We start from the raw sequence: 21,030 nt of genomic DNA, 5'->3' as shown, positions 1-21,030 counted from the left end.
GCGCGTGACGCCGCCGCAGCCGGCGACGGCGCCGGGCACGGCAGCGACGCCGCCGGTCGCGCGGCCGCAGGAACGCTCGTCCAGCGTGCTCAATACGCTCGATCGCCTGCGCACCACACAGCAGCAGACGGAGCCGCCGCGCGCGCGGCCCAACCCGCAATCCGCGCCGGTCGCCGGCGGCGGCGCGCCCACCGGCAACTCCACCCTGACGGCCGGCGAGATCCGCGCCATTGCCGAGCAGGTCAGCGAATGCTGGTCGGTGGATGCGGGCATGGTCGGGCTGAGCAGCATCGTCGTCGAGTTGCGCGTGCAGGTTGACGGGCAGGGGGTCATCCGCAACGCGATCGCCGCCTCCGGCAGCCCGCCTTCGGATCCACGTGCTCGTGCTGTGTTCGAACAGGCGCGTCGCGCGTTGACGGACACTCGCTGCGCCTCACTGCGCATTCCGCGCGACAAGATTGCGGAGGTCCAGGCTTCGGTCTTCCGCTTCAACCCGAGAGGGCTCGTTTCCCGATGATCACCACAGGCATCTCTCGCCGCCATGCGTTGCTCGGCGGCCTCGTCGCCCCCGGCATCTTCGCGACACCGTTGGCCTCGCTCGCCCAGACCCCCGCCCAGCCGCGCGGCGCAGTGATCGACATCACCCGCGCGCGGACCGATCCCCTGCCCATCGCCATCCCCGATTTCGCCGGCTCGGGCGAAGGCGAGCGGCTCGGGCGCGACATCGCCCGCGTGGTGCAGGCCAATCTACGCAATTCGGGCCTGTTCCGTCCGGTGGACCGACAGGCCTTCATCCAGACCGCCGAGGCCGCGGCGCAGACGCCCCGCTTCCAGGATTGGCGGCTGATCGGTGCCCAGGCGCTCACCACTGGCCGCGTCGAGCTGCGCGGCGACCAGGTGCGCGTGGAGTTCCGCCTGTGGGACGTGAACCCCGAGACCCAGCTGCAGGGCACCGCCTTCAACGCGCCCAACGCGAATTGGCGCCGCATCGCCCACCTGATCTCGGATGCCATCTATGAGCGGCTGCTGGGCGAGAAGGGCTATTTCGACACCCGCGTCGTCTACATCAGCGAGGCCGGTCCGCGTGATCGCCGCATCCGTCGCCTCGCCATCATGGACCAGGATGGCGAGAACCACCGGTTCCTCACCGATGGCCGGCTGACCGCGCTGACCCCGCGCTTCCACCCGAGTGCGGACCGCATCGCCTTCATGTCCTACCAGGCGCAGGGCGAGCCGCGCGTGTATCTGTTCGACCTCGGCTCCGGCCGGCAGGAGGTGCTGGGCAATTTCGGCGGCATGACGCTCTCGCCGCGTTTTTCGCCCGATGGGCGCTCGGTGGTGCTCTCCTCCACCCGCGGTGGCGACGCCAACATCTTTGTGGTCGATCTCGGGTCGCGCCGCGAGCGCCAGCTCACATCCGGCGGCGGGCTCGACGTGTCGCCCTGCTATTCGCCCGATGGCGCGCAGATCGTGTTCAACTCGGATCGTGGCGGCGACCAGCAGCTCTACGTCATGGATGCCGGCGGCGGCGGCGCGCGGCGCATCTCCTTCGGCAATGGCCGCTACGCGACGCCGGTGTGGTCGCCGCGCGGCGACCTCATCGCCTTCACCCGCATCGCCCGCGGCGGCTTCGCCATCGGCGTGATGCGCCCCGATGGCTCCGGCGAGCGTATCCTCTCGGAAGGCTGGGGCATGGAGGGGCCGACCTTCGCGCCCAACGGCCGCGTGCTGATGTTCTATCGCGAGACCCCAGCGCGCGATCAGCGCGGCGGTGGCTATTCGTCGCGCCTGGTGTCGATCGACATCGCTGGATTCAATGAACGCCCGGTCACCACGCCGACCGATGCCTCGGACCCGGCCTGGTCGCCCCTGTTGTCTTGATGCCGAACCTGGCGCAAATGCCGCGTGAGTTCATCGCACTGGCGCGGTACTGCTTGACCCTGCGCCGGCACTGCCCGATATCCCCAAGAATTGAACTCTTGTTCTGATCGATCCCCCCGAAAGGACCCCCGAATGACCAAACCGATCCTTGCCGCCTTCGCCGCCGTCTCGCTGCTCGCGGCCTGCGCGAACACCGACCAGGCCACCACGGCGGGCGGCACCGGCGGCAGCAGCATTCGTCCCGGCAGCCAGGAAGACCTTGTCGCGAACGTCGGTGACCGCGTCCTGTTCGACACCGACCGCAGCTCGGTCCGCGAGGACCAGCGCCCCATCCTGCAGCGCCAGGCATCGTGGATGCAGACCAACGCCTCGGTCACGGTGCAGGTCGAGGGCCATGCCGATGAGCGTGGCACGCGCGAGTACAACCTGGCGCTCGGCCAGCGCCGCGCGAATTCGGCGCGCGACCTGCTGGTGGCCGGCGGCGTCGCCGGCGCCCGCGTCTCGACAATCAGCTACGGCAAGGACCGCCCCGCGGCCCTGGGTTCGGATGAGAGCGCCTGGGCGCAGAACCGCCGCGCGGTGACCGTCGTTCGCTGAGCCACGTCGCCGGGGCACTCCTGGCGCATTCGTGATGAGGGGCGGCTGCCTTACGGTGGCCGCCCTTTGTCTTTATGGACAGGTCAGGGTCCACAGCAGGGGTAGGCCGTTGGTGAAGCCGTTCGTTGGGTGGGTTGCCGCCTGTCTGGTCGCGGTGTTCCTGGCGCCAGTTGGCGCAGCAGCGCAGATCGAGAGCCGCGAGGGCATCGCGCTGCAGAACCAGCTGCTGGAATTGCGCCGCGAGATCGATCAGCTGCGCCGCGGCGGTGCCAGCCTGCCGCCGCCCTCCTCGGTACCGCGCGGTGCCGGCGGCAATGAGATCATGGGCCAGCTGGTCGGTCGCGTCGCCGAGATGGAGGAGGAGGTGCGCCGCCTGCGCGGCCGCAATCAGGAGCTCGAGTTCCGCAACCAGCGCCTGTCCGAGGATATCGAGAAGCTGCGCGGCGACCTCGAGTTCCGCCTGCAGCAGATCGAGACGGGGCGTCCAGGCGCGCCGCGCCCGACCGGCGCGCCGCCCCCGACGCAGCGCAGCGATGCCACGCCGCCGCTGCGCGGCGAAGCGGCGCCACCGCTGCGTGGCGACGGCACGCCACCGGTGCAGGCCGCAACGAATGCCGGGCCGCGCCCGCCGGAACGCGCGCTCGCCGACGGCCAGGCCGCGCTGACGCGGCGCGACTACGCCGCGGCTGAGGCCGCCGCACGTGAGGTGCTCGCGGCGCGCGCCCCGGCAAGGGCGCAGGACGCACAGCTTCTGCTGGGCGACAGCCTTGCTGGGCGGCGGCAGTTCCAGAACGCTGCCCTGGCGTATGACGAGGCCTATCGACGCAATCGCCAGGGTGCCCGCGCGCCGGAAGCGCTGCTCGGCCTTTCCGGAGCATTTGCCGGGTTCAACGCGCGCCGCGAAGCCTGCGACACGCTCGACCAGCTGCGCTCCGAGTTCCCGCGCCTGTCGCCGCCGCTCGCCCAACGTGCCGACCAGGCGCGTCGGGCGAACAGCTGCCGCTGACGCCGGGCACCACCGGACCGCGGCGCGCATGGCGGCGCCGGTTTCGCAGGATGAATTCGCGGCCTGGATGCGCCCGCTCGGGCCGTTCGGCGCGCGGCCGCGCCTTGCCGCCGGTGTCTCGGGCGGACCGCACAGCCTGGCGCTCGCATGGCTGGCCCAGGCATGGGCGGCTGAGCGCGGTGGCTCGCTGCTCGCGCTGATTGTCGATCATGGCCTGCGTGCCGGCAGTGCCGAGGAAGCACGGCGCGTGCGGGATCGGCTTTCAGATGCCGGGATTGCCGCGCGGGTGATCGCGATCCGCGTCGCGCCCGGTGCCGGCACCCAAAGTCGCGCGCGGGCGGCCCGGATGCGCGCGTTGCTCGATGTGTGTGCGCAGGAGGCGCGCCCGTGGCTGCTGCTCGGCCACCATGCGGAGGACCAGGCCGAAACCCTGCTCTCGCGCGCCCTCGCCGGCAGTGGGCCGGCCGGCCTTGCTTCCATGGCGACGGTGCGTGCGGAGCCCCAGGCCTTGATGCTGCGGCCACTGCTCGGCGTCGCGCCGGCGCGGCTGGAGGCCACGATTGCCGCCGCCGCGCTCACGCCCGAATGTGACCCGAGCAACGCCGATGCGCGGTTTCTCCGCGTGCGCTTGCGTGGCGTCGCCAGTCCGGCCGCTCAACCGGCGCTGTCGGAGGCCGCGGCGCGTTTCGGCGAGCGCCGCGCCGCCCGTGACGGAGCAATAGCCCTGCGCCTCGCCACCTGCGCGATGGTGTCGCGCAGCGGCTTCGTGCGGGTCGACCGGGATGCGCTCGGCTCCGACGCGGTGGCGGTGGCGGCGCTTGCGACGCTGCTGGGGCTCGTCGCCGGCGCAGCCTTTCCATCGGATGTAGAGGCCGTCGCAGCCTTGCTCCATAGGGGCCAAGGAACCCTGGACGGCGCCTGGCTTCGGGCTGCCCAGGGTGGAGCATCGATGTTGACGCGCGAGCCATCCGGGTTGGAGCCGCCGGTCCCCGTAAGGCGGGGCGTCGTCTGGGACGGTCGCTTCCGTCTGGTCGGCGAAGGTGCCGAAGGGCATTGGCTCGGGGCCCTGGGAGACGATCCGATGGCACAAGGCACCTCGCTGCCACTCGCCTTGCGCGCCGCGGTGCCGGCGATTCGTGACGCAAACGGAAGGCTGGCGGCGCTGCCGACCATGGACTATCCTTCACCTCTCGCGTGCGGTCCGTTCGCGCTGGCCTTCGCCCCACAGGGCGGTGCGCCACTCGGCTGGGCGCGATCGGTGGTGCCGGGGCCGGCATAATCCAGGCAAGCGACGGGTTGCCCATTCACGCCCGGGCAAGCCGACCCCATGTAGGTGCTCAAGACGGCCCGGCAGGGCCGGAGGTCACGCCCTCGGGCGAAGGAAGATGGGATTGCCAAGTGAATAATTTTGGCCGGAACCTGGCGCTGTGGGTCATTGTGGCGCTGCTGTTGGTGGCGCTGTTCAACCTGTTCCAGCCCTCGGGCGGATCGCGCGCCTCGGCGCAGCAGGTCGCCTATTCGGATTTCCTCAATGAGGTGAATGCCGGGCATGTGCGGGATGTCGTGATCCAGGGACGGATCGTGACCGGGCAACTCTCGGACGGCCGCAGCTTCTCCACCTATACGCCCGAGGACCCGGCACTGGTGACGCGGCTGACCGACAAGGGTGTGCGCGTCGTCGCGCGGCCCGAGGACAGCGACGTCAATCCTCTGCTCCACTACCTGATGTCCTGGTTCCCGATGCTGCTGCTGATCGGCGTGTGGATTTTCTTCATGCGCCAGATGCAGGGTGGCGGTGGCCGCGCGATGGGCTTCGGGAAGTCCAAGGCGAAGCTGCTGACCGAGAAGCAGGGCCGCGTTACGTTCGAGGACGTCGCCGGCATCGAGGAGGCCAAGGCCGAGCTCGAGGAGATCGTCGAATTCCTGCGTGATCCGCAGAAGTTCCAGCGGCTCGGCGGCAAGATCCCCAAGGGTGTGCTGCTCGTCGGGCCCCCGGGTACCGGCAAGACGCTGCTCGCCCGCTCGATCGCCGGCGAGGCGAACGTGCCCTTCTTCACCATTTCCGGCTCGGACTTCGTCGAAATGTTCGTGGGCGTGGGTGCATCCCGTGTGCGCGACATGTTCGAACAGGGCAAGAAGAACGCGCCCTGCATCATCTTCATCGACGAGATCGACGCGGTGGGCCGCCATCGTGGCGCTGGTCTTGGCGGCGGCAATGACGAGCGCGAGCAGACGCTCAATCAGATGCTCGTCGAGATGGACGGGTTCGAGAGCAATGAGGGAGTCATCATCATCGCGGCGACGAACCGCCCCGATGTGCTCGACCCCGCCTTGCTGCGTCCCGGCCGCTTCGATCGCCAGGTGGTGGTGCCGAACCCCGATGTGATGGGCCGCGAGAAGATCCTTCGTGTGCACATGCGCAAGGTGCCGTTGGCGTCCGACGTCGAGCCGAAGACGATTGCGCGCGGCACGCCGGGCTTCTCCGGCGCGGATCTTGCGAACCTAGTGAACGAGGCCGCTTTGCTGGCCGCGCGCACCGGCCGCCGTACTGTCGGCATGCACGAGTTCGAGCAGGCCAAGGACAAGGTGATGATGGGTGCGGAGCGCCGCAGCCTCGTCATGTCCGAGGATGAGAAGCGTATGACCGCCTATCACGAGGCTGGCCACGCGCTGGTCGCGATGCATGAGGCGGAGTGCGACCCGGTGCACAAGGCGACGATCATTCCGCGCGGGCGTGCCCTGGGCCTGGTGATGTCCTTGCCCGCGGGTGACCGCTATTCGAAGCACAAGTCCAAGCTGAAGGCGGAGCTCGCCATGGCGATGGGCGGCCGCGTCGCCGAGGAAGTTATCTTCGGCGCTGACAAGGTCAGCAACGGCGCCTCAGGTGACATCAAGATGGCGACCGACCAGGCGCGCCGGATGGTGACGGAGTGGGGCATGTCCGAGAAGCTCGGCATGATCGCCTATGGCTCGAACGACCAGGAGGTGTTCCTGGGCCATTCGGTGACGCAGTCGAAGAACCTGTCGGAGGAGACCGCTCGGCAGATCGACGGCGAGATCCGCTCGATCATCGACGGCGCCTATGCCCGCGCGACTCAGATCCTGTCCGACAATGTCGAGGAGCTGCACCTGCTGGCCAAGGGCCTGCTGGAGCACGAGACGCTGTCGGGCGATGAAATCCGCCTGGTGATCAAGGGCGAGCCGGTCGTTCGCGTCCGCCCGGACGACCCCATCAACCAGAGCCGCGGCAGCGTTCCGACCAGCGGACGCCCCGCCCCGCGCCCCGGCGGCCTCAATCCGGGTGCCGCCCCTGCTACCTGAGGTCGCGCTTCTTAAGTCGCAAAAATAAAAGAATGGGGTCCGGGGAAATTCCTTTCCCCGGCCTTTCTTTTTTCGGAGCCCCTTCATGTCCGACCGCTGGGTCGAGCCTCTCGGCCTTCTGCACGGCCCCGCTGCCTTCCACGCGGTCAAGCTTGGCATCGCCATGCCACTTGCCGGCGGCGCCGCCGCCTTCACCCTGGTTCGCCTGATCGAGAACGGGGAAAGCCTCGGCATCGGCCCACTCTCTGAGGTGCCGGAGGCGTGGCGTGACGCCGTGGACGCCCTGTCCCTGCGCGTCCCCGCTTTTGCCGGCCTGCCCGCAGACCGCCCTTTGGTCATGGGCATCCTCAACATCACGCCGGACAGTTTTTCCGATGGCGGCCGCTTCGACGTAGCCGACGCCGCCATCGCCGCCGGGCACGCCATGCTGGAGGCCGGCGCGGACATCCTCGACATCGGCGGTGAGTCGACGCGCCCCGGCGCCACGCCCGTTGTGCCCGAGGAGGAACTGGCCCGAATTCTCCCGGTGGTGCGGGACCTCGCCAAGGCGGCTCCTGTCTCGGTCGACACGCGCCACGCCGCGGTGATGGATGCGGTGCTCGATGCCGGGGCGGAGGTGGTGAACGACATCTCGGCGCTGCGCCACGACCCCGCCTCGCTGCGCGTGCTCATGCGCACCGAGGCGCCCGTCATCCTCATGCACATGCCAGGCGACGATCCGCGCCGCATGCAGGAGCTGGCGCAGTACGGGGATGTGGTGCTGGAGGTCGCGCGCTTCCTGCGCGATCGCGTCGCGACGCTGGAGGCGCTGGGCATCCCGCGCGGGCGCATCGCGATTGATCCCGGCATCGGCTTCGGCAAGACGATGGCGCACAACCTGGCGCTGATCGAGCGCTTGCCGATCCTCGCCGGTATCGGCTGCAGGGTGGTGTTCGGCGCCTCGCGCAAGCGGTTCATCGGCTGGCTGTCGGGGGTGGAGGCGGCGGAGGAGCGTCTGGCCGGGAGCCTCGCGGCGGCGCTGGCGGCAGCGGAGCGGGGTGCCTCGATCCTGCGCGTGCATGACGTGGCGGAGACGGTGCAGGCGCTCGCCGTCTGGCGCGCGTGCGTGGCCGGCGAAGCGCCTCCCGAGCCCGCCGCGTCTGATTGATCAGAGGGTCTGGCGCCAGGCTTCCGGGTAGAGGCGGAAGCCGCCGGCCTCGCGCGCGAGGTTCGCCACGCCGGGGAAGTGCAGGTGCATGCCGGCGATGAGCACGCCATCGGCTGCGACCATGTCGAAGACGCGCGCCCGGGTGGCGGCTGCCTGGGCAGGATCCACGTCGAAGGTCATCGTCACCTCGGGACGCGGCACCTGGATTTCGGGGACATGGACGATGTCGCCCCAGATGAGCAGGGACTCGTCGCCGGAGGCGATGCGGTATCCGCAATGCCCCGGGGTGTGGCCGGGCAGGTGCACCGCGCTGACTCCGGGGAAGACCTCGCCGCCGTCGAACAGGCGCAGGCGGTCCGCGTAGGGCGCGGCCTGGGTGCGGGCCATGGCGAAATAGGGCACGCCCTGGGTGCTCGCGGGTGGGTTCTCCTGCATCCAGTAGGCATGCTCGGCCTGGTGCATGGCGAGCTCGGCGTTAGGGAAGAACGCCGCACCGTGCGCATCGGCAAGGCCATTGGAATGGTCGGGGTGCATGTGGGTGAGGAGCACCGTGTCGATCGTGCCCGGCGCCACACCGGCGGCGGCTAGGTTCGCCATCAGCCGCCCTGCCGAGGCCTGCATGTGCACCCCCGCGCCGGTGTCGAGAAGCGCCGTGCGGCCGCCCGAGCGGATTAGGAAGCAATTCAGCGCCGTGCGGCGCGGCACCGGGCGGAAGGCGGCGCGGAGCATCGCGGCCGCATCACCAGGATCGATGTTCTGGATCACGGCCATGGAGCCGTCGAGGAAGCCGTCGCTCACCGACGTGACCAGCACGTCGCCGATGCGGCGGTGATGGATGGCGGGCACCTGGGCGTCGGGCAGCGGCGTCATGGCGGAGGCCTCTCGATGGGTCGCCCCAGCACAGCACGGCTGGCGGCGGGGCGGAATGGACGCGGCGCGGTGCGGGGTTGTAGGGATAGGCGCATGTCCAGCACCCGCCACCTGTTCGGCACCGATGGCATCCGCGGCACCGCCAACCGCGCGCCCATGGATGCCGCCACCGCACTCCGCCTCGGCCAGGCCGCGGGGCAATTCTTCAACCGCGGCAGCCACCGCCACCGCGTCGTCATCGGCAAGGATACGCGCTTGTCCGGCTACATGCTGGAACCGGCGCTGACCGCCGGCTTCATCGGGGCGGGGATGGATGTGATCCTGGTGGGGCCGCTGCCGACGCCGGCCATCGCGCTGCTGACGCGCAGCCTGCGGGCGGACCTGGGCGTGATGATCAGCGCCTCGCACAACCCGTACGAGGATAACGGCATCAAGCTGTTTGGCCCGGATGGCCTGAAGCTGTCCGACCAGCAGGAATGTGCCATTGAGGCGCTGATGGATGGAGACCTTAGCGGCGCGCTGGCAGCGCCTTCGCGCCTTGGGCGCGCGTCGCGGCTTGAAGACGCGCCCGGCCGCTACATCGAAGCCGCGAAGGCCAGCTTCCCCAAACGCCTCAGCCTCGACGGTCTGCGCATCGTCGTCGATTGCGCGCACGGTGCCGCCTACAAGGTCGCGCCGACCGTGCTGTGGGAACTCGGCGCCGAAGTGGTCCCGCTCGGCGTCAGCCCGGACGGGATGAACATCAACAAGGGCTGCGGCAGCACCGCGCCCGGGCAACTCGCCGAAGTCGTGCGCGAACGGCGCGCCGACCTCGGCATCGCACTCGACGGTGACGCCGACCGCCTGGTGCTCGTCGACGAAGAAGGCCGCCTGGTCGATGGCGACCAGATCCTCGCCCTCATCGCGCGAAGCTGGGCCGCACAAGGACGTCTCACCGGCGGCGCGGTGGTCGCGACCGTGATGTCCAACATGGGCCTCGCGCGCTTCCTCAAGGCCCGCAACCTCGACCTGCTGCGCACCGCCGTCGGCGACCGCTACGTCGCCGAACGCATGCGCGAAGCCGGCTGCAACCTCGGCGGCGAACAATCCGGCCACGTGCTGATGCCCGACTTCGCCACCACCGGCGACGGTTTGGTCGCGGCACTGCAAGTGCTCGCCGTGCTCGTCGAGGAAGGCCGCCCCGCCAGCGAAATCTGCCGCTGCTTCACCCCTCTGCCCCAACGCCTGGTCAACGTCCGCTACGACGGCACCAGCCCGCTGAACGACCACACCGTCCAAGCCGCCATCGCCGCGGAAGAGAAAGCCCTGGGCGACCACGGCCGCGTGCTGATCCGCGCCAGCGGTACCGAACCCGTCATCCGCGTCATGGCCGAAGCTGAAGACGAAACCATCGTCGCCGGCACCGTCACCCGCCTCGCCGACGCGATCCGGGCGCTGGCGAGGGCGGCGTGACAGCAAGGCCAGGGGCTCTGCCCCTGGACCCCGCGAGGATCGTGTCGATCCTCGACCTCCATCTGTTGGTTCTTGAGTCTGGTGAGGGTGTTCTCGCCGGAGGCGAGGCTTGTTTGGGAGGGGGCGCAGCGCAGTCCTACCCCACGGGACATCCCTCGATGCGCCCCCTCCCAAACAAGCCCCATTCAGCAAGCACTCCCCCTCCCCAGCCCAGGACCAACACACGCAGGGGCCCGGGGATCGGCGCGATCCCCGGCGGGGGTCGAGGGGGCAGAGCCCTCCGCCTGTGCTAGCGCGCGTCCTCATCTGTGCCGGTTCGGATTCCGGGGGCGGTGCCGGGGTGCAGGCCGATATCAAGGCTGTCATGGCATTGGGGGGGTATGCGGCGACGGCGATCACGGCGTTGACGGCGCAAAATACGTTGGGTGTGCATGGGGTGGTGCCGGTGGGGGTGGATTTCATTCGCGCGCAGATGCGGGCGGTGTTGGAGGATATCGGTGCGGACGCGGTGAAGACCGGGATGTTGCATGACAGCGCGACGATTGAGGCGGTGGTGGGGGGGTTGCCGGTGGGGGTGCCGGTGGTGGCGGACCCGGTGATGGTGGCAAAGGGGGGGCATCCTTTGTTGCAGGAGGAGGCGGTGGCGGCGTTGCGGGCGCTGCTGGTGCCGGCGGCGGCGCTGGTGACGCCAAACTTGCCGGAGGCGGCTATCCTGGCGGGGTTCGCGGTGACGGATGAGGCGTCGATGCTGCGGGCGGGGGAGGCGATCTTGGGGTTGGGGGCGGGCGCGGTGCTGGTGAAGGGCGGGCATCTGGAGGGGGATGCGCTGGTGGATCTGCTGATGACGCGGGGCGGGGTGGTGCGGTTCGAGGACACGCGCATTGCGACGCGGCACACGCATGGCACGGGGTGCACGCTGGCCTCAGCCATCGCGTGTGGGGTGGCGCAGGGGATGGGGTTGGTGGTGGCGGTGGCGCGTGCCAGGCGCTACGTGCGCGCGGCGATTTTGGCGGCGCCGGGCCTGGGTGCGGGGCATGGGCCGCTCGGGCATGGGGTGACGGTCGATCCTTTGCGGTTCGGCTGAGCGCGGCTAGGAAGAGGGTGGGCCACGCCCCCCCAACGGGGCGCATCTGCTTCTGAGAGGGAGCTTTCGCCATGACCATCAAGCCGGACCTGCGTCCGAAGAATCCTCAATTCTCCTCCGGCCCCTGCGCCAAGCGACCTGGTTGGTCGCTGGCAGCACTCGAGGGCGCGCTGCTCGGCCGCAGCCATCGCGCGAGCGGGCCCAAGGCGCGGCTGGCAGAGGTGATCGACCGGTCCAAGGCGGTGCTGCGCATGCCGAGCGATTGGAAGCTCGGCATCGTGCCGGCGTCCGATACCGGCGCGGTGGAGATGGCGCTGTGGTCGGTGCTCGGCGCGCGCGGCGTCGACGTGCTGGTGTGGGAGAGCTTTTCCAAGGAATGGGCGGAGGATATCCGCAAGGAACTCAAGCTCAACGACCTGCGCATTCTCGACGCGCCCTATGGCCGGCTGCCGGATCTCGGCGCGGTGGATTGGGAGCGCGACGTGGTGTTCGTCTGGAACGGCACCACCAGCGGCGTGCGCGTGCCTTACGCCAACTGGATCCCCGCTGACCGCGAGGGGCTCGCGATCTGCGACGCGACCTCGGCGGCCTTCGCGATGGATGTGCCGTTCGACCGGCTCGATATCGTCACCTGGTCCTGGCAGAAGGTGCTCGGCGGCGAGGCCGGGCACGGGATGCTGGCGCTGTCGCCGCGCGCGGTTGCGCGGCTTGAATCGCACAAGCCGGCCTGGCCGCTGCCGAAGATTTTCCGGCTTTCCAAGGGCGGCAAGTTGATCGAGGGCATCTTCAAGGGCGAGACGATCAACACGCCGTCGATGCTGTGCGTCGAGGATGCGCTGGACGGGCTGCGCTGGGCGGAGAGCGTCGGCGGCCTGGAAGGGCTGATCGCGCGGTCGGAGCGCAACCTCGCCGCCATCGCGCGCTGGGTGGAGGCGAGCGACTGGGCCGGCTTCCTCGCGGAGGATGCGGCGACGCGGTCCTGCACGTCGATCTGCCTGTCGATCAAGGCGGCGTGGTTCACGGCACTGGATGCCGAGGCGCAGGCGGCCGTGGCGAAGAAGCTCGCCGGCATGCTGGAGAAGGAAGGCGTGGCTCTCGACGCCGCTTCCTATCGCGATGCGCCGCCGGGGCTGCGCGTCTGGGGCGGCGCCACGGTCGAGACCAGCGACATCGAGGCGCTGCTGCCCTGGCTCGACTGGGCGTTTGCTCAGGTGGCGGAGGGGCGCTGAGCGATGCCCAGGGTCCTGATCTCCGACAAGCTTTCGCCCGCCGCCATCGCCATCTTCGAGCGGCGGGGCATCGAGGTGGACTTCAAGCCGGGACTGGCGCCGGCCGAGCTGCGCGCGATCATAGGTGAATACGATGGCCTCGCGATCCGAAGTGCCACGAAGGTGACGCGGGAGGTGCTGGAGGTCGCGCCGCGCCTGCGCGTGGTGGGGCGTGCGGGCATTGGCGTGGACAATGTCGATGTGACGAGTGCGACGGCGCGCGGCGTGGTCGTGATGAACACGCCCTACGGCAACGCCATCACCACGGCCGAGCATGCCATCGCGATGATGTTCGCGCTCGCGCGTCAGATCCCCGAGGCGAGTGCCAGCACCAAGGCCGGGAAGTGGGAGAAGAACCGCTTCATGGGCGTGGAGCTCTTCGCCAAGACGCTCGGCCTGATCGGGTGTGGCAATATCGGGTCGATCGTTGCCGATCGCGCGGTGGGGCTGAAGATGAAGGTGGTCGCCTTCGATCCCTTCCTGTCGGAGAAGCGCGCGCTGGAACTGGGCGTGGAGAAGGTGGAGCTGGAGGAGCTTCTCGTGCGCGCGGATTTCGTCACGCTGCACACGCCGCTGATCGAGCAGACACGCAACATCCTCAACCGCGAGACCATCGCAAAGCTGCGTCGCGGCGCGCGCATCATCAACTGCGCGCGCGGCGGGCTGGTGGATGAGGTCGCCCTCCATGAGGCGCTGGTGTCCGGGCAAATCGCGGGCGCCGCACTCGATGTATTCGAGGAGGAGCCCGCCACCGCGAACCCGCTGTTCGCGCTGGAGAACGTGGTCTGCACGCCGCATCTGGGTGCGGCGACGGCCGAGGCACAGGAGAACGTGGCCTTGCAGGTCGCCGACCAGATGGCGGATTTCCTGCTGTCGGGCGCTGTGTCCAACGCGATCAACATGCCCAGTGTGAGTGCTGAGGAAGCGCCGCGCCTGAAGCCGTACATGGAGCTCGCGCGCCATCTCGGCGCATTGGTGGGGCAGCTCACCGCCTCCGGCGATGACGCCATCCGCGTTATCCGCATCGAGTATGAGGGCCATGCCGCCGAGCTGAACCGCAAGCCGCTGACGGCGGCCGCACTGGCCGGCGTGCTGACGCCGCTGATGGGCGCGGTGAACATGGTCAACGCGCCGGTGGTGGCGCGCGAACGCGGCATCGACGTGGCCGAGACCATCCATGAGCGCACCGGCGAATACCACACGCTGATCCGCCTCACCGTCGTCACCGATGCGCAGACCCGCAGCGTGGAGGGCACGCTGGTCGCCGCCGACAAGCCTCGGCTGGTCTCGATCAAGGGCATTGCCGTGGAGGCGGATTTCGCGCCGCACATGCTCTACGTCACCAATCACGACAAGCCGGGCTTCATCGGCCGGTTCGGCACCGCACTCGCCGATGCGGGGGTGAACATCGCGACCTTCCACTTGGGCCGCGCTTCGGAGGGCGGGGACGCGATCTGCCTGGTCTCACTCGACGCCCCGCTGCCGGAGGGGGTGCTGGCTACGGTCCGCACGCTGCCGCTGGTGGTGCAGGCAAAGGATCTGAGCTTTTAGCTAGTCGGCCGACCCCACAGCCAGACCAATAGACAAATATAAAAGAATGGGGTCTGGGGAAATTCCTTTCCCCAGCCTTGCTTCTACTTCCCTTTCTCCCGCCCCTCCAAAAAGCGCGCAAACGCCGCGAGCGCCTTTTCGCTCGCGTGGTGTTCCAGCCCTTCCGCATCCGCTTCCGCCGTCTCCGCGTCGCAGCCGACCGCGAGCAGGAAGCGCACCATCAGCTCGTGCCGCTGCTTGGCGGCCTCGGCCATCGTGCCGCCTTCGCGCGTCAGGTGCAGGCCGCGGTAGGGCTTGGTTTCCACCAGCCCGGCCTTGGCCAGGCGCGCGATGGTGGCGGTGACAGTGGCCTGGGAGACGCCCATGCGCCGCGCGACGTCCACGGCGCGGGCTTCGCCTTCCTCCCGCAGCAGGTCCGCGATGAGTTCGACGTAGTCCTCGGCGATGGCGGCGCGGTCCGCCTCCCGCTGGCGGCTGAAGCGGGCCGCTTGGTCGTCGGCGGATGGCAGGACACGGTTGCGTGGCGTGGTGGGCATGGGGCCGATGCTACAGCGCTTCGCCCTTGCAATATAGGAGGCATACGATAATTTAGTCGCGGCTAAACTTCGGAGCAGGCGCATGACCCCACCGCTCGATATCGGCGCCCCTCAATCACCGAGTGCGCCTCCCAGCCTGCCGGAGGTGCATCGCTCCGTCCGTGTGCCGAATGCGGGCGGATTTTTGCGCAAGCTGTTCGCCTTCATGGGGCCCGGCTACCTGGTCGCGGTCGGGTATATGGACCCGGGGAATTGGGCGACGTCGCTCGCGGGTGGGTCGGCGTTTGGTTACACGCTGCTGGCGGTCGCACTCACCTCGTCGCTGATGGCGATCCTGCTGCAGGCTTTGTGTGCGCGCATCGGCGTGGCGACGGGGCGGGACCTGGCGCAGCTGTGCCGGGAGCGGTTTCCTAAGGCGGTTGCCTATCCGCTGTGGTTGGGCGCGGAGATCGCGATCTGCGCGACGGACCTCGCGGAGCTGATCGGCACGGCCATCGCGCTCGAGCTGCTGTTCGGCATTCCGCTGCTGTATGGCGTGATCCTGACCGCGCTGGACGCCTTCCTGATCCTGTGGCTGCAGAACAAGGGCATGCGCTGGCTGGAGGCGCTGATCTTCGGCTTCATCGTGCTGATCTTCGGCTGCTTCGCGGTGCAGATCGCGCTGTCGAACCCGGTCTGGGCGGAGGTGCTGAACGGCTACATCCCGGCCGTGTCGATCGTGACGAACGAGACGCAGCTTTACATCGCGATGGGCATCCTCGGGGCCACGGTGATGCCGCACAATCTGTACCTGCACACCGCGGTGGTGCAGTCGCGCGCCTGGAACCTCGATACGGCCGGCAAGAAGGAAGCGATCCGCTTCGCCACCATCGACAGCTCCATTGCGCTCACGCTGGCGCTGTTCATCAACTCCGCGATCCTGATCACCGCGGCGTCCACCTTCCACGCCTCGGGCAATACCGAGGTGGCCGAGATCGGCGACGCCTACCGGCTGATGGCGCCGCTGCTGGGCAGCGAGCTGGCGGCGACGCTGTTCGGCGTGGCCCTGCTGCTGTGCGGCATCGCCGCGACGGTGACCGCGACCCTCGCGGGCCAGGTGGTGATGGAGGGGTTTTTGCGCTTCCGCCTGCCGCCGGTCGTCCGCCGGCTGGTGACGCGGCTGATCGCGATTATCCCCGCTGTCATCGTCACCTGGATCTATGGCGCGAGCGGGACGGCGAAGCTGCTGGTGTTGAGCCAGGTGGTGCTGTCCATCCAGCTGCCGTTCGCGGTCATCCCGCTGATGCTGTTCGCGCAGGACCGGGCGCGGCTGGGGGCGCTGGTGGCGCCGGCCTGGCAGCTGGTGCTCGGCTGGGGGTGTGCGGCGGTGATCGTGGCGCTGAACCTGAAGCTGCTGTTCGACGTGGCCTTCGGGGATTGAGCGACCGCGGGCGCGTTAATTCAGCGCCAAATTTGGACGTGGCCCGCAACGAAGCATTCCCTTCCGTGAGGGCGTCCCGCTAGGCTCCCTCCATCGCTGAGCGACCTCCCCGCCGGTCGCAGAGCTCGATGTGCGGGGAGCGGCCGCAGGCCGCGGTTCGGATCGGGTGAGTGTCGATGATGCCTGCGCGCCAAGGCGCCGGGCCATGCGGAGGGGGCTTCATGTCCAACGTCGCCGGCAAGGCCTATGGCATGAACGTCGTCACGCCCATGCCGGTGTGGAAGACCTGGATCAACACACTGCTGTTCATGGTGGCGCGCTGCCAGCCGCAACAGCTGGCCGGGCTGCTGGGATTGTCGATCATCCATTTCGCGCGCTGGGTGATGATCCGCCGCCAGGATTGGCCGGATCTGGGGCAGGGCAAGCCCAAGCTCGCGCGCGACTACATGCTGTTCGTCAGCAATTTCAACGGCACCTGGGACCAGTACATCGACGCGTTTTCGGACGGCATCCCGAACGGGCTGGACCTGTTCTGGTATTCCTCGATGCAATATCCGGGGTCGATCCCGATCACCGCCTTCAAGAACTACATCCGCGCCAACCAGGTCGACACGGATTACTACTACAACGCCACGCCCGGTGCCGCGCAGCGCGACATCAAGGCGGCGCTGCGCTTCTGGACCGTGCTGGATGGCTTGGCGGCCAAGCACGCGACGATGTCGCCGGCGGAATTCGCCGAGGAATATCGGAAGGCGCTGGTGGCGGTGCAGAAAGACCTGCCCTCCCCGGGCTATGCACCGGTGGCCAGCAACGACACCCAGAACGCCGACATCAACCGCGACGCGCTGGTCAAGCGCGCCTGGACCTGAGGGGGGAAACCGGCGATGCCCAATTTCGACGGCGGCCACTACTTCCTGACCGCCCTGATCCCGGTGCGCACCGACCCCTGCGAGGACCCGCGCAGCAGCGTCAGCATCACCTCCCACGCCCATGCGCTGCGCGAGGTGCTGGCGTCGCTGCCGACCGCGCTGCAGACACCGGCGACCGAGAAGATCGGCGTCAACAGCCCCTTCGCGCGCTGCGGGCGGACGCATTTCGCGCGCTTCGCGGTGCTCGACGACGTGGCCTTCAACGGCCGCGCTCAGCGGGACCCGATCTGGGCGACGCTGCGGGCCGCGATCAAGCGCCCCTACGCGCCGAGCGACACGGTGGACTCCCTGCCCTGCCCCTACCTGATCTTCGTCGCCGATTTCGACGCGCCCGACGGCGAGCCGGAGACGATGGAGAGCTGGGCGCGCGACCTGTTCGAGATGATTGAGCCGGAGCTGCGCGCCATCCTCCAACATTGCCACGGCTATGAGCGGGTGACGGGCGCGGCGGGCTTCGCGCGGCTGCTGCGCGCCTGCCAGGTCGAGACGACGATGCCGTTCAACGACTACTGGAGCGTGGCGCCGAAGCTGAAGACGGTGAACCTTCTGGAAACGCTGGCGCCGTCGCTGGCGGGGCTGGTGATGCTGGTGTTGGGCGGGCTGCTGTGGGCGTTCAACGGGGCCCCGTTCTGGCGCTACCTGACGCAGATCGGCCTGGTGGTTCTGCCGGCGGGGCTGGTCTGGGCCTGGTACGCGGTGACGCGCGCGGGGAAGAAGCCCTTCCCGACGGCGCCGCGGAGCGATCTGCAATCGGTGCTGAAGGCGCTGTACCTGCAGCAGCATTTTACGCGTTTCGCCATCGCGCAGCAGGGCGCAGGGCCGGCGACGCTGCACGCCGCCTTCGCGACGTTCCTCGCCACCCATCAGCCCGGCAATCCGGCGATGCCAACGCAGCCGCGCGGGGTGGTGCGGTCATGACGCAGCTGCTCGACCTTGCGGATATCCAGGGCAACATCCTCACGGCCTATGGCAAGCTGGGCTTTCCCCATGGGCGCTTCCTGCTGCTGCATGTGGCCAAGCCGCAGGCTGGGCGCACGGTCGTGGAGATGCTGCGCCGGCGCGTGACGACGGCGCTGCGCTGGCCCTCCGAGCGCAAGCCCAACCCGCCCGGAAAAATCTATCAGCGGCGGCCGGAGGTGGCGATCAACATCGCCTTCACCTTCTGGGGCTTGCTCGCCTTGCAGGTCCCGATCCGTACCCTGCGCGGCCTGCCGGACGAGTTCATCGACGGCATGGCCGCACGCGCCGACATCCTGTGCGACAATTTTCCGCACGCGATCAAGGAAAGCTGGGACGCTGTGTGGAACGTCGGCGGGAAGAGCGACGGCGCGGTCCACATGCTGGTGACGCTCAACGCGCAGATGAACCCCGACGGCAGCCCCGTCGCGGCGCTTGATCACATCACGCGCGAGATCGCGGCGTTGTGCGACGCGACGGAAGGGGGCGTGCGCCTGCTTGAGGGGCATCGCGGCACGGATGCGCGCTGGCAGGACCTCTCGGCGCTTATGGCAGTGCAGGAGGACGGCTCCAGGCAGCCACTGCCGATCGAGCATTTCGGTTTCGTCGACGCCATCGGCGACCCCGTGTTTGAGGGCCAGAAGCCCGATGAGCCCGAGGCCGCCATCGGTCAGGGCAAGCTGCTCGCGGACCAGAGCTGGGTGCCGCTCGCCACGGGGGAATTTCTTCTCGGGCATCCCGATGAGTCGCAGGAGATCGCGGGGGCGGCCATGCCGCTCGATTTCAGCCGCAATGGCACCTTCGTCGCGTACCGCAAGCTGCACCAGAACGTCGCGGCGTGGAACGCGGCGATGGCGAAGCTCGCGAAGCAGTTCGCCGCGGTGATGGAGGTGCCGGAGCCCGAGGCGGAGGAGACGCTGAAGGCCAAGATGGCCGGCCGCTGGCGCGACGGCACGACGCTGATCGCGGCACCTAGTTTTTCGGAATGGCAGGCGGTGCGCGCGAAGCGTCTCGCGGCGGAACAGGCGGGTGACCAGGCCACGCTCGATGCGCTCAACCGCGCACTGGTCGATTTCACCTTCGCCGAGGACCAGGGCGGCGCGAAGTGCCCGATCGGCGCGCATCTGCGCCGCGCCAATACGCGCGACATGCTCGACCCGCACCTCACCAGCGCGGACAAGGGCGAGCGCAACGGGTCGGTGCTGAACAACCGCCGCCGCATCCTCCGCCGCGGCCTGCCCTATGGAACGCATGACGGTGGCGCGGATGACAGCGGCGAGCATGGCATCGTGCTGCTGGCCACCTGCGCAAACCTGTTCCGGCAATTCGAGTTCGTGCAGCAGCAATGGATGCAATACGGGCTGGATTTCAACGCCGGCAACGACACCTGCCCCGTCGTGGGCAATCACGGCGCGGATGCGAAATTCGTGATCCCCGCCGATCCGAAATCCGGCAAGCCGCCCTTCTTCTGCGGGGGCCTGCCGCAATTCGTGGAGACGCGCGGCGGCGAGTATTTCTTCACGCCCAGCATGACCGCGCTGCGGATGATCGCGACCGGCGTGGTCGATCCGACGTGATCCTGCTCGCGACGCTGCGCATCCGCCTCGCATTGCTGGGCGGGGCGTTGCGCGCGATCGCTGCCCTAGCCCTGCCGCTGCTCCGCGCGCTGCCGGCCGCCGACCGGGGCGCGCGCATCGCGGCGATCGTCGCGCCCACTGAGGGGCAGCGCCACGCCTTCGCGCTGCTGCGCGCATTCTGGCCGAACCTGATGCTCTCGCGCCGCGTCATCACCGCCTATGACAACACCGGCACCGCCATCGTCACGCGCCAGCGCGACGTGGTGGAGGTGCTGGACCGGGAGGCGGATTTCGCCGTCGTCTATGAACCGCGCATGCGCCGCATCACGGCGGGCGAGAACTTCTTTCTCGGCATGCAGGACAGCGCCGAGTACACACGCGACGTGTCCAACATGCGCCTGGTGGTGCGGCGTGCGGATGTCAGCGAGCGGCTGGTGGCGTTCACCGCGCGCGAGGCGAGCGCGATCGTGGCGGCGTCCGGCGGTGCCCTCGATGTGCCCGCAGCTCTGACGCTGCCGGTCGCGGCGCGCATCGTGGCCAGCTATTTCGGCACGCCTGGGCCGTCCGAGCAGGCGCTGATCGAACAGACCACCATCATGTTCTGGTGGCTCTTCGCGGACCTCGCCGCGGACCCCGCCATCGAGGCGCGCGCCATCGCCGCCGCCGCAGATTGTCGCGCGATGCTGGAGGACGCGATCGCCGCGCGGCACGCCACCCCTACAGGGGATGACGACATCCTCAACCGCTGCCTCGCGCTGCAGGCGAGCGGGACGCCGGGTATGAGCGATGGCGCCATACGCGACAATCTCATCGGGCTGCTGATCGGGCTGGTGCCGACGCTGTCCAAGGCGGCAGTGCTGGCGCTGAACGAGTTGCTGAACCGGCCGGCCGCGCTCGCTGGCGCGCACGCGGCGGCGCGCGCGGATGACGATGCGCTGGTCGCCGCGCACGTGTTCGAGGCGCTGCGCTTCGACCCGGTGAACCCCATCATCTATCGCCGTGCGACGCGTACCAGCGTCATCGCGCGCGGCACGCTGCGCGCGCGCACCATCCCAGCGGGCACCATGGTGCTGGCGGCGAACCTGTCCGCCATGTTCGACCCGGTGGCGGTGGAGGATCCCGACAGCTTCCGCACGGACCGTCCCTGGGGCGACTACATGCTGTGGGGGTACGGGATGCATCTGTGCTTCGGCGCGCAGATCAACCGCGCGGTGATCCCGCAGATGCTCAAGCCGCTGCTGCGGCATAAGAACCTGCGGGCCGCCGGTCTGGTGGACCGCGCCGGCACGCCCTTCCCCGCCCATTTCCCGGTGCAATTCGACCCCGGCTGAAGACAGCCCGCCGAAGCTTGACGCTGCCGCGCATTCGCCGCAGCGTCGCCGCCAAGCACGGGGATGAACCCCGACGGAGGAACGGTTTGCCGCGCATCGACCC

Annotated in this window: 17 protein-coding genes and 1 pseudogene; 16 read left to right on the top strand and 2 right to left on the bottom strand. The window is 69.0% G+C overall.

Going from position 1 to position 21,030, the window contains the following annotated elements; genetic code table 11:
- The 7 genes and pseudogenes from GXW79_RS09355 to folP form a co-directional block, all read left to right on the top strand.
- A pseudogene (locus tag GXW79_RS09355) lies at positions 1 to 517 on the top strand (hypothetical protein); the annotation flags it as partial.
- Entirely contained in the window at positions 514 to 1,881 is a 1,368-nt protein-coding gene (gene tolB / locus GXW79_RS09350; RefSeq protein ID WP_211874107.1) for a Tol-Pal system beta propeller repeat protein TolB, read from the top strand. The pseudogene GXW79_RS09355 and the gene tolB, both read left to right, overlap by 4 nt.
- 132 nt (positions 1,882 to 2,013) lie before the next feature.
- Positions 2,014 to 2,478 (top strand): peptidoglycan-associated lipoprotein Pal, encoded by a 465-nt coding sequence (gene pal / locus GXW79_RS09345; protein ID WP_211874106.1) that lies wholly within the window; start codon positions 2,014 to 2,016, stop codon positions 2,476 to 2,478.
- 112 nt (positions 2,479 to 2,590) lie between these two features.
- On the top strand, positions 2,591 to 3,484 hold the full coding sequence (locus GXW79_RS09340) for a hypothetical protein (protein ID WP_367614861.1): 894 nt from the start codon (positions 2,591 to 2,593) through the stop codon (positions 3,482 to 3,484).
- A 28-nt stretch (positions 3,485 to 3,512) separates the two neighbouring features.
- Positions 3,513 to 4,763: a tRNA lysidine(34) synthetase TilS gene (gene tilS / locus GXW79_RS09335; protein WP_211874105.1), complete on the top strand. Its 1,251-nt coding sequence runs from the start codon at positions 3,513 to 3,515 to the stop codon at positions 4,761 to 4,763.
- 119 nt (positions 4,764 to 4,882) lie between these two features.
- Positions 4,883 to 6,805 (top strand): ATP-dependent zinc metalloprotease FtsH, encoded by a 1,923-nt coding sequence (ftsH, locus tag GXW79_RS09330; protein ID WP_211874104.1) that lies wholly within the window; start codon positions 4,883 to 4,885, stop codon positions 6,803 to 6,805.
- 85 nt (positions 6,806 to 6,890) lie between these two features.
- Entirely contained in the window at positions 6,891 to 7,952 is a 1,062-nt protein-coding gene (gene folP, locus GXW79_RS09325; protein WP_211874103.1) for a dihydropteroate synthase, read from the top strand.
- Here the strand turns inward: folP and GXW79_RS09320 are convergent, their stop codons facing one another.
- Positions 7,953 to 8,822 (bottom strand): MBL fold metallo-hydrolase, encoded by an 870-nt coding sequence (locus tag GXW79_RS09320; protein WP_211874102.1) that lies wholly within the window; start codon positions 8,820 to 8,822, stop codon positions 7,953 to 7,955.
- Positions 8,823 to 8,915: 93 nt separating this feature from the next.
- On the opposite strand from GXW79_RS09320, the gene glmM reads away from it, so the two are divergent.
- The 4 genes from glmM to serA all read left to right on the top strand — a co-directional run bounded on the left by glmM (position 8,916) and on the right by serA (position 14,177).
- Positions 8,916 to 10,274 (top strand): phosphoglucosamine mutase, encoded by a 1,359-nt coding sequence (glmM, locus tag GXW79_RS09315; RefSeq protein WP_211874101.1) that lies wholly within the window; start codon positions 8,916 to 8,918, stop codon positions 10,272 to 10,274.
- Positions 10,275 to 10,560: 286 nt separating this feature from the next.
- Positions 10,561 to 11,358 carry a bifunctional hydroxymethylpyrimidine kinase/phosphomethylpyrimidine kinase gene (thiD, locus tag GXW79_RS09310; protein ID WP_211874100.1) on the top strand — a complete coding sequence of 266 codons (798 nt, stop codon included), beginning with the start codon at positions 10,561 to 10,563 and terminating at the stop codon, positions 11,356 to 11,358.
- Positions 11,359 to 11,429: 71 nt separating this feature from the next.
- Positions 11,430 to 12,587 (top strand): phosphoserine transaminase, encoded by a 1,158-nt coding sequence (locus GXW79_RS09305; RefSeq protein ID WP_211874099.1) that lies wholly within the window; start codon positions 11,430 to 11,432, stop codon positions 12,585 to 12,587.
- Between the two features lie 3 nt (positions 12,588 to 12,590).
- A complete protein-coding gene (serA, locus tag GXW79_RS09300; RefSeq protein ID WP_211874098.1) occupies positions 12,591 to 14,177 on the top strand; it encodes a phosphoglycerate dehydrogenase in 1,587 nt (528 codons plus the stop codon).
- 83 nt (positions 14,178 to 14,260) lie between these two features.
- Here the strand turns inward: serA and mntR are convergent, their stop codons facing one another.
- Complete coding sequence (gene mntR / locus GXW79_RS09295) at positions 14,261 to 14,713, bottom strand: manganese-binding transcriptional regulator MntR (RefSeq protein WP_211874097.1); 453 nt, start codon at positions 14,711 to 14,713, stop codon at positions 14,261 to 14,263.
- A gap of 82 nt (positions 14,714 to 14,795) precedes the next feature.
- On the opposite strand from mntR, the gene GXW79_RS09290 reads away from it, so the two are divergent.
- The 5 genes from GXW79_RS09290 to GXW79_RS09270 all read left to right on the top strand — a co-directional run bounded on the left by GXW79_RS09290 (position 14,796) and on the right by GXW79_RS09270 (position 20,927).
- Positions 14,796 to 16,133 (top strand): Nramp family divalent metal transporter, encoded by a 1,338-nt coding sequence (locus GXW79_RS09290; RefSeq protein ID WP_211874096.1) that lies wholly within the window; start codon positions 14,796 to 14,798, stop codon positions 16,131 to 16,133.
- Positions 16,134 to 16,354: 221 nt separating this feature from the next.
- Entirely contained in the window at positions 16,355 to 17,002 is a 648-nt protein-coding gene (locus tag GXW79_RS09285) for a hypothetical protein (protein WP_211874095.1), read from the top strand.
- A gap of 15 nt (positions 17,003 to 17,017) precedes the next feature.
- Complete coding sequence (locus GXW79_RS09280; RefSeq protein WP_211874094.1) at positions 17,018 to 17,980, top strand: hypothetical protein; 963 nt, start codon at positions 17,018 to 17,020, stop codon at positions 17,978 to 17,980.
- A complete protein-coding gene (locus GXW79_RS09275) occupies positions 17,977 to 19,596 on the top strand; it encodes a Dyp-type peroxidase (protein ID WP_211874093.1) in 1,620 nt (539 codons plus the stop codon). Before GXW79_RS09280 ends, GXW79_RS09275 begins: the two co-directional genes overlap by 4 nt.
- Positions 19,593 to 20,927: a cytochrome P450 gene (locus GXW79_RS09270; RefSeq protein ID WP_211874092.1), complete on the top strand. Its 1,335-nt coding sequence runs from the start codon at positions 19,593 to 19,595 to the stop codon at positions 20,925 to 20,927. The genes GXW79_RS09275 and GXW79_RS09270 overlap by 4 nt, the downstream gene beginning before the upstream one ends.
- Positions 20,928 to 21,030: the final 103 nt, after the last annotated feature.

The organism is Plastoroseomonas arctica (assembly GCF_018128965.1).
Taxonomy (GTDB): Bacteria; Pseudomonadota; Alphaproteobacteria; order Acetobacterales; family Acetobacteraceae; genus Plastoroseomonas; species Plastoroseomonas arctica.
Note: the sequence above shows the minus strand (reverse complement) of the source record. Positions and strands in the feature narration are given on the sequence as shown.